Below are 6,830 nucleotides of genomic sequence, written 5' to 3'. Positions count from 1 at the left end.
TGAGACCTACTATAACCGGAAACGGATACATTCGGCCCTTGACTATTCAACACCGGCTGAGACAGTATGTGTAAAAGTGGCTTAACCTACTGTCCTCCCAACCGGGGCAATTCCAGGGTTTCTTCCAGGGGGTGCTGCGATTTCTTGTACTTCCTCCTCTTTTCTTCCTCTGTGGCCTCTGTGTCTCCTCTGCGATCTCTGTGGTTTCTCTTCTTCTCCTCTTTGTCCGTGGTTATCCCTCGCTATTTTATAAAATACTCTATAAAATAGTAATTACCTTATACAAATCCGGCGTTACCCGGTATAGTATTGTGAAAAAAAGCTAATTTTTATTTACGAATGAAAGAAGGATTTTATAAAAAATTGTATTTAACGAAGAAAATATCCCTGAATAATCCATTTTCCGCCCCGGTTTTTAACCTGGAAACCACGGCCAGTACCATGCTGGACGCCCGGACACTTGCCGCCCAAAACGAACCCCATGGCACGGTGGTGGTGGCCGATGTCCAGGAAGCGGGCCGGGGCCGCATCGCGAACCGTCCCTGGAAAGCCCAAAAGGGACAAAATCTCCTCTTTACCATACTTTTGCGCTATTCCGGAATAGCGTCTATTCCCCCGGCCCTCACCCTCAGGACCGGGCTGGCCCTGTCGCTGGCCATTGAAGATTTTGCCCCCGCCCTCAAGGGCAGCCTCCGGGTAAAGTGGCCCAACGATGTGATGATCCCCCCTTTGGGCAAGGCCGCGGGGATACTCACCGAAGGGGACGGCAAAACCGTGTATATCGGTATTGGGGTGAATGTAGGCCAAAGGGAATTTCCCGAGGATATCCGGAACAAGGCGGCCAGTATTGCCCTGGCATTGGGCCGGCCCCTTGAACCGGACAGCCGCTTCCGCCTGCTGGAAGTCTTCCTGAACCGTCTCCACGCCGAACTGGAAGAGCCGTCCCGGCAAAACGGCGATTGGCAGGAACGGCTTGGGGAGCGGCTCTACATGAAAGACCAACAGGTCCGGTTCCTCCCCGGCGCCGCCGATTCAGGCCGGGTAGTGGAGGGCCGGCTCTGGGGCATAGGCCCCGGGGGAGAGCTGCTCCTCAAGGGCCAAGACGGGGCTGAACCGGAATCCTTTATTACCGGGGAACTGGAAGTATACTGAGCTGTTATTTTGCTTCCTGTTCCTTGACGTAGGCGGCCATCTTCTTATCCTGTACCTGGATATGGGTCACCAGCCAGTCGCCGACATGAAGCTGCACTTCCCGGACAAGCGCTTCCGTGACGCCTGACAAAATTAACTGGTGGGACAGATTTCGTACCGTCTCTTTAAATCCTTCATGGTATTTTTGATGGTTTGGATAATCCGGATATTTGTATTTTTTTTGGAGCGTTTCCTCCTCAAAAAAATGCTTAATAGTATAGCTATTTAAAAAATCCAGACTCTTCTTCAGCTCTTCCTTACCCTTTCCCTCTTCGCAAGTTGTCAGCAGCCCGTTGATAGCTGCAAAGAGTTGTTGGTGTTGCTCGTCTATCATTGCGTGACCCGTGGCAAGACTACCGTCCCATACATATTTCATAGCTGATATCCCCCCTTGAAAAATAAGTCTATTCATACCAAAAAGCAAGACCCTACTGTTGTCCCGTGGCGGTTCCATCTGATCGTAGGTTATATATATGGAAGATTATAATATTTTCCGCGCTCTTAAATAAACGGGTACAGGAATAAGACGGCTTCATCGCCCTGTAGGGCATTCAGAATGACATTTGCATCAAGATAGGTTCGGATTTTGGCCATCCCTATGATTGCCTTTCAACCTCAATTTCGGCCAGAATTTCATCACAGGATTTTAAAATCATCCCTTCGGCGATAGCCCGGCTTCGTAAGAGCCGTAGTTTCTTGCCGAATTCGGTTTTGGGCTTAAAAACGTTGTTTTCGATCACCCTGGGCCCCAGGCTTGAGCGATCTAGCTTTGTTTTCATGGCATTTACCTTCATACTTTATTTCTAAGGCAACTATACGATCAATTATGTCCCGGTACAAGCACACTCGGTGCGGGGCGGTCTTATTTTCCCCGACTGGTTCAAATTTCACGAATTCCCCCCCAATTTCTCTCCAAACCCCTTGCACTTCCTTCCTACTTTCTGGTATATTCTTATAAGCCTTTTGTCTCATAGGGCTTTTATCGCGGTTAGTAAAAAATTACCAAAAACCGCTTGACTATTTTTTATGCTTTTGATAGAGTGGCTTACCTAATCGAAGGCCTTTTGAATTTAAGGGAGTTTTTAGTACATGCCAACAATTAACCAGCTGGTTCGCTTTGGACGGCAGCAAGTTACCTCCAAGACGAAGTCTCCTGCTCTCCAATCCTGTCCTCAAAAACGTGGGGTTTGTACCCGTGTAATGACGGTTACCCCTAAAAAGCCGAATTCCGCCCTGCGGAAGGTTGCCCGTGTGCGCCTTTCCCACGGTACGGAAGTGACCGCTTATATCCCTGGTATTGGCCACAACCTCCAGGAACACTCGGTGGTTTTGGTCCGTGGGGGCCGTGTTAAGGACCTTCCCGGTGTCCGTTATCATATTATCCGGGGCGCCAAGGATACCCTCGGTGTGGAAGACCGCAAGCGCAGCCGTTCAAAGTACGGCGCTAAGCGGCCTAAGGCATAAGGGGGCAGTCATGGGACGTAAAAAGAAGACCCAGGATCGGGGTATTTTACCGGATCCTAAGTATAATAGCGTAGTGGTTTCCAAGTTTGTGAACCGTATGATGTGGCAGGGAAAGCGTTCGATATCCCTGCGGATAGTTCATGGTGCGTTGGCGACCCTTCAGGCTAAAGCTGATAAGGAGCCCCTGGAGGTTTTTCTCAAGGCCATAGAGAACGTCAAGCCTAATATCGAAGTTAAATCCCGGCGGGTTGGCGGCGCTACCTATCAGGTTCCGGTGGAAATCCGGGAATCCCGGCGGGAAGCCCTGGGGATGCGCTGGCTCATCAACGCTGCTCGGGCTCGTTCCGGTCATGGCATGGATGACCGGCTTGCGGCGGAACTGCTGGATGCGTATAATAATACCGGTACTGCCTTTAAGAAGAAGGAAGATACCCACAAGATGGCGGAGGCGAATAAGGCCTTTGCCCACTATAGGTGGTAGAGAAAAAGTCCTTCGGGTTTTTTCTTGAAGAGAATCCAATTGCATTGGATTCTCCGGGATATGTTAGGAAGATTCGGGGTTCGCCCTGAAATGGTTGTTTGAAATAAAAGTCCGGCGTTTTAGTTGCCGGATTATGATTACCGCGTTGTGCGGCTATCAGGGAGGCAGCAGAAAGATTTTATAATATAAAGTATCCGTTGCCCGCCTGTGGCAAATGGTTTGGTGAAACGGCGCGGGAATCTTGAAAGTCCAAACCGATCATCGTGGTGGGATGTTGAAAGATACGGTTCTTTCGGCGGCCCAATGGATAAGGTTGTTAAAGATGAGAAAGGTGGACAGTGACGGTTGATTTAGCGCCGTTCTCTTGTCATCCCTTCTTTCCTTTTAATAAACAACAATCTCTGTTTACCGGTTAGTCTTGCACTCTTTTGAGTGTTTAGTGAATGAATTAAATTATGTGCCCAAAAGCGTAAGGAGGACACGTTATGGCGAAGGATAAGTTCAATCGAACAAAAATTCACATGAATGTCGGGACCATTGGTCACGTTGACCATGGCAAAACCACCCTTTCCGCCGCTATTACCATGCATTGTGGTAAGAAATACGGTGATAAGGTCATGAAGTACGACGAAATCGACAATGCCCCGGAAGAAAAAGCCCGGGGTATTACCATCAATACCCGGCACCTGGAGTATCAGTCCGAAAAGAGGCACTATGCCCACATCGACTGCCCCGGACATGCCGACTATATCAAGAACATGATCACCGGCGCCGCCCAGATGGACGGAGCTATCCTGGTCGTGTCCGCCCCGGACTCGGTTATGCCCCAGACCCGGGAACACATCATCCTGGCCCGCCAGGTCGGTGTGCCTAATATGATCGTATTCCTCAATAAGGTTGACCTCGTGGACGATCCCGAGCTGATCGAACTGGTTGAAGAAGAGGTTAAGGAAGTTCTTACCGCCAACGGGTTCCCTGGGGACAAGATTCCCATCATCAAAGGTTCTGCCTTCAAGGCCATGACTGAACCGGATAATCCGGAGGCCACAAAGTGCGTGGATGAACTCCTGGAAGCTATGGATACCTACTTCCCCGACCCGGTCCGGGAAGATGCAAAGCCCTTCCTGATGCCCATCGAAGACGTGTTTACCATTCCCGGCCGTGGTACGGTAGTAACCGGCAAGGTGGAACGGGGTTTGCTCAAGTTGAACGAAGAAATTGAAATCGTCGGTATCCGGCCCACCAAGAAGACCGTTGTTACCGGCATTGAAATGTTCAATAAGCTCCTGGACGATGCCCAGGCCGGCGATAACGTCGGTGCATTGCTCCGGGGTGTTGAAAAGAAGGAAGTTGAGCGCGGACAGGTTCTGGCCAAACCCGGCAGTATTACTCCCCACAGCAAGTTCAAGGGACAGATTTACTGTCTTTCGAAGGATGAAGGCGGACGGCACCGGCCTTTCCTTTCCGGTTATCGGCCCCAGTTCTATTTCAGGACCACCGATATTACCGGTACGGTTAATCTTCCCGAGGGGAAAGAAATGGTAATGCCCGGGGATAATGCCGAGATTATCGGTGACCTGATCCATCCCATCGCTATGGAAAAGGGGTTGCGTTTTGCTATCCGGGAGGGCGGTAAAACCGTTGCTTCCGGGCAGGTTACGGAAATCATCGAATAACACCGATTGAAATGATTGATAGCGTAGTTTAATTTTCGGCTTAGCCGGAAATTAAACTACGAGTCATCGGAGGAATAATGGCTAAGGAACGAATTCGCGTTCGATTACGCGGTTTCGATGTGGAGTTGATCGATCAGAGCGCGAAATCCATCGTTCAGACGGTTCAGAAGGCGGGCGCCAAGGTCACCGGACCTATACCCCTTCCGACCCGGATTAACAAGGTGACGGTGCTTCGTTCTCCCCACGTGAATAAAAAAGCGCGGGAGCAGTTTGAAATGCGTACCCATAAGCGTTTGATTGATATTATTAACCCCTCCGCAGAGGTGATGGATTCCTTGATGAAGTTGGAACTTCCCGCGGGTGTGGATGTTGAGATAAAGCAGTAAGGACAGATTCAAGTCCGGGCGATGCGGTTGAAAACCGCTTTGGAGTTTACTATGTTGGGGCTGATGGCCAAGAAAGTGGGCATGACTCAGGTTTTTGACGAAGAGGGTAACCTTGTTCCGGTAACGGTGCTGAGGATTGATCCTAATACTGTCGTTGCCCGGAAAACCGAGGATAAGGACGGCTATTCCGCCGTGCTCCTTGGGGTTGATGATATGAAGCAGAGTAGGGTGAGCAAACCCTATGCCGGGCAGTTTTCGGAAAACATCAAACCGAAAAAGCGCATCAGAGAATTTCGGGACTTTGAAAAAGAAGTAGCCGATGGTGATGAGCTTGGTATAGAAGTGTTTGAAGGGGTCCGGTATGTGGATGTTACCGGAGTTTCCAAGGGCAAGGGTATGCAGGGCGTTATAAAGCGATGGGGCTTTAGCGGAGGCCGTGCTTCCCACGGTTCCAAGTTCCACCGGGAACCTGGTTCAACCGGGCAGTCAACCTATCCCGGTCGTACCTTTAAGAACATGAAACTCCCCGGCCGTATGGGACGGGAGCAGAAAACGGTTCTTAGTCTGCGGCTCATCAAGGTTGATACGGAAAATAAGCTTATCATGGTTCGCGGCGCGGTCCCCGGAATTAACAAGGGACTCGTGGTGGTCAGAGCCGCGGTGAAGAAGTAGGCGGGGAAACAATGAATCGGACAGTGTATTCCACAGATGGTAAGGAACTTCGCAGCATAGACCTGGATGACGCCGTATTCGGCCTTCCGGTGAACGAAGATCTTATCTGGTATGCCATTAATAATGAGCTTGCCAATAAACGGCTGGGTACCGCCAGTACCAAGGACCGGGGCGAAGTTCACGGCTCCAATGCCAAGCCCTATAAGCAGAAAGGCACCGGCCGTGCCCGGCGGGGTGATAAAAAATCTCCCATCATGGTTGGCGGCGGTATTGTTTTCGGCCCCAGGCCCCGAGATTTTTCTTATACCATTCCGAAGAAGGCCAAGCGCCTTGCGCTGAAGACTATTTTAAGCCTGAAGGCCCAGAGTGATACCCTGAAGGTGGTGGAGGATTTCTCCATCGAATCCGGAAAAACTAAGGAACTGGCAAGCCTGCTGAAGAATTTCGGCGATAGCCAGCGGACTGTGATCATCCTTAAGGATGACGATGCCAAGATCAGGAAGGCCGGGGCTAACATCCCTTGGCTCAGTTTCCTTTCCTATAACCGTCTGCGTGCTCATGATATTTTCTACGGCCGCCGGGTTATTCTCCTGGAAACTGCCGCTAAAAACCTGAGTGCTTTTTATAACGCCGAAGAAAAAGCAGGGGAGGCCGCTGAATGATCATCTACGAAAAAGTGCTTATTGAGCCGGTGCTTTCCGAAAAGGCCAACAACCTTAGGGAAGAGGGTAAGTATGTGTTTAGGGTCGATCCTTCGGCCACGAAGATTCAGATAAAAGAAGCGGTTCGTCGGCTTTTTAATGTTCATCCCATTTCCTGTTCGGTTATGGTGGTTAGCGGTAAGCCCAAGCGGCAGCGGAACCGGGCGGGGTATACCTCCAACTGGAAGAAGGCGATCATCCGTCTCCCAAAAGACGAGAAGATTAGCCTCTTCGAGGGCGTATAGGATAAGGACGTAGG

At 50.4% G+C, this 6,830-nt stretch carries 10 protein-coding genes; 8 read left to right on the top strand and 2 right to left on the bottom strand.

Going from position 1 to position 6,830, the window contains the following annotated elements:
* Positions 1–339: 339 nt before the first annotated feature.
* Entirely contained in the window at positions 340–1,152 is an 813-nt protein-coding gene (locus LQZ19_RS10805) for a biotin--[acetyl-CoA-carboxylase] ligase (RefSeq protein WP_411047673.1), read from the top strand.
* A gap of 4 nt (positions 1,153–1,156) precedes the next feature.
* Here the strand turns inward: LQZ19_RS10805 and LQZ19_RS10800 are convergent, their stop codons facing one another.
* Both LQZ19_RS10800 and LQZ19_RS10795 read right to left on the bottom strand, forming a co-directional pair.
* Entirely contained in the window at positions 1,157–1,567 is a 411-nt protein-coding gene (locus LQZ19_RS10800; protein WP_411047672.1) for a bacteriohemerythrin, read from the bottom strand.
* Positions 1,568–1,787: 220 nt separating this feature from the next.
* Complete coding sequence (locus tag LQZ19_RS10795; RefSeq protein WP_411047671.1) at positions 1,788–1,970, bottom strand: hypothetical protein; 183 nt, start codon at positions 1,968–1,970, stop codon at positions 1,788–1,790.
* A gap of 310 nt (positions 1,971–2,280) precedes the next feature.
* Here LQZ19_RS10795 and rpsL point away from each other — a divergent pair, with 310 nt between their 5' ends.
* The 7 genes from rpsL (at position 2,281) to LQZ19_RS10760 (ending at position 6,816) form a co-directional block, all read left to right on the top strand.
* Positions 2,281–2,655 carry a 30S ribosomal protein S12 gene (gene rpsL, locus LQZ19_RS10790; RefSeq protein WP_010259388.1) on the top strand — a complete coding sequence of 125 codons (375 nt, stop codon included), beginning with the start codon at positions 2,281–2,283 and terminating at the stop codon, positions 2,653–2,655.
* 10 nt (positions 2,656–2,665) lie between these two features.
* Positions 2,666–3,136, top strand: coding sequence for a 30S ribosomal protein S7 (gene rpsG / locus LQZ19_RS10785; RefSeq protein ID WP_411047670.1), 471 nt, complete (start codon positions 2,666–2,668; stop codon positions 3,134–3,136).
* Between the two features lie 485 nt (positions 3,137–3,621).
* Positions 3,622–4,812 (top strand): elongation factor Tu, encoded by a 1,191-nt coding sequence (tuf, locus tag LQZ19_RS10780; RefSeq protein WP_010259384.1) that lies wholly within the window; start codon positions 3,622–3,624, stop codon positions 4,810–4,812.
* 77 nt (positions 4,813–4,889) lie between these two features.
* Positions 4,890–5,198, top strand: a complete 309-nt coding sequence (gene rpsJ / locus LQZ19_RS10775; protein ID WP_010259381.1) for a 30S ribosomal protein S10 — start codon at positions 4,890–4,892, stop codon at positions 5,196–5,198.
* A gap of 51 nt (positions 5,199–5,249) precedes the next feature.
* The gene (rplC, locus tag LQZ19_RS10770; RefSeq protein ID WP_411047669.1) at positions 5,250–5,870 is read left to right on the top strand and encodes a 50S ribosomal protein L3; all 621 of its coding nucleotides are present in this window, start codon (positions 5,250–5,252) and stop codon (positions 5,868–5,870) included.
* Positions 5,871–5,881: 11 nt separating this feature from the next.
* Entirely contained in the window at positions 5,882–6,532 is a 651-nt protein-coding gene (gene rplD / locus LQZ19_RS10765) for a 50S ribosomal protein L4 (protein ID WP_411047668.1), read from the top strand.
* Positions 6,529–6,816: a 50S ribosomal protein L23 gene (locus LQZ19_RS10760; protein ID WP_411047667.1), complete on the top strand. Its 288-nt coding sequence runs from the start codon at positions 6,529–6,531 to the stop codon at positions 6,814–6,816. Before rplD ends, LQZ19_RS10760 begins: the two co-directional genes overlap by 4 nt.
* The last annotated feature ends 14 nt before the right edge of the window (positions 6,817–6,830 follow it).

Source organism: Treponema primitia (assembly GCF_046533075.1).
GTDB lineage: Bacteria > Spirochaetota > Spirochaetia > Treponematales > Breznakiellaceae > Termitinema > Termitinema primitia_B.
Note: the sequence above shows the minus strand (reverse complement) of the source record. Positions and strands in the feature narration are given on the sequence as shown.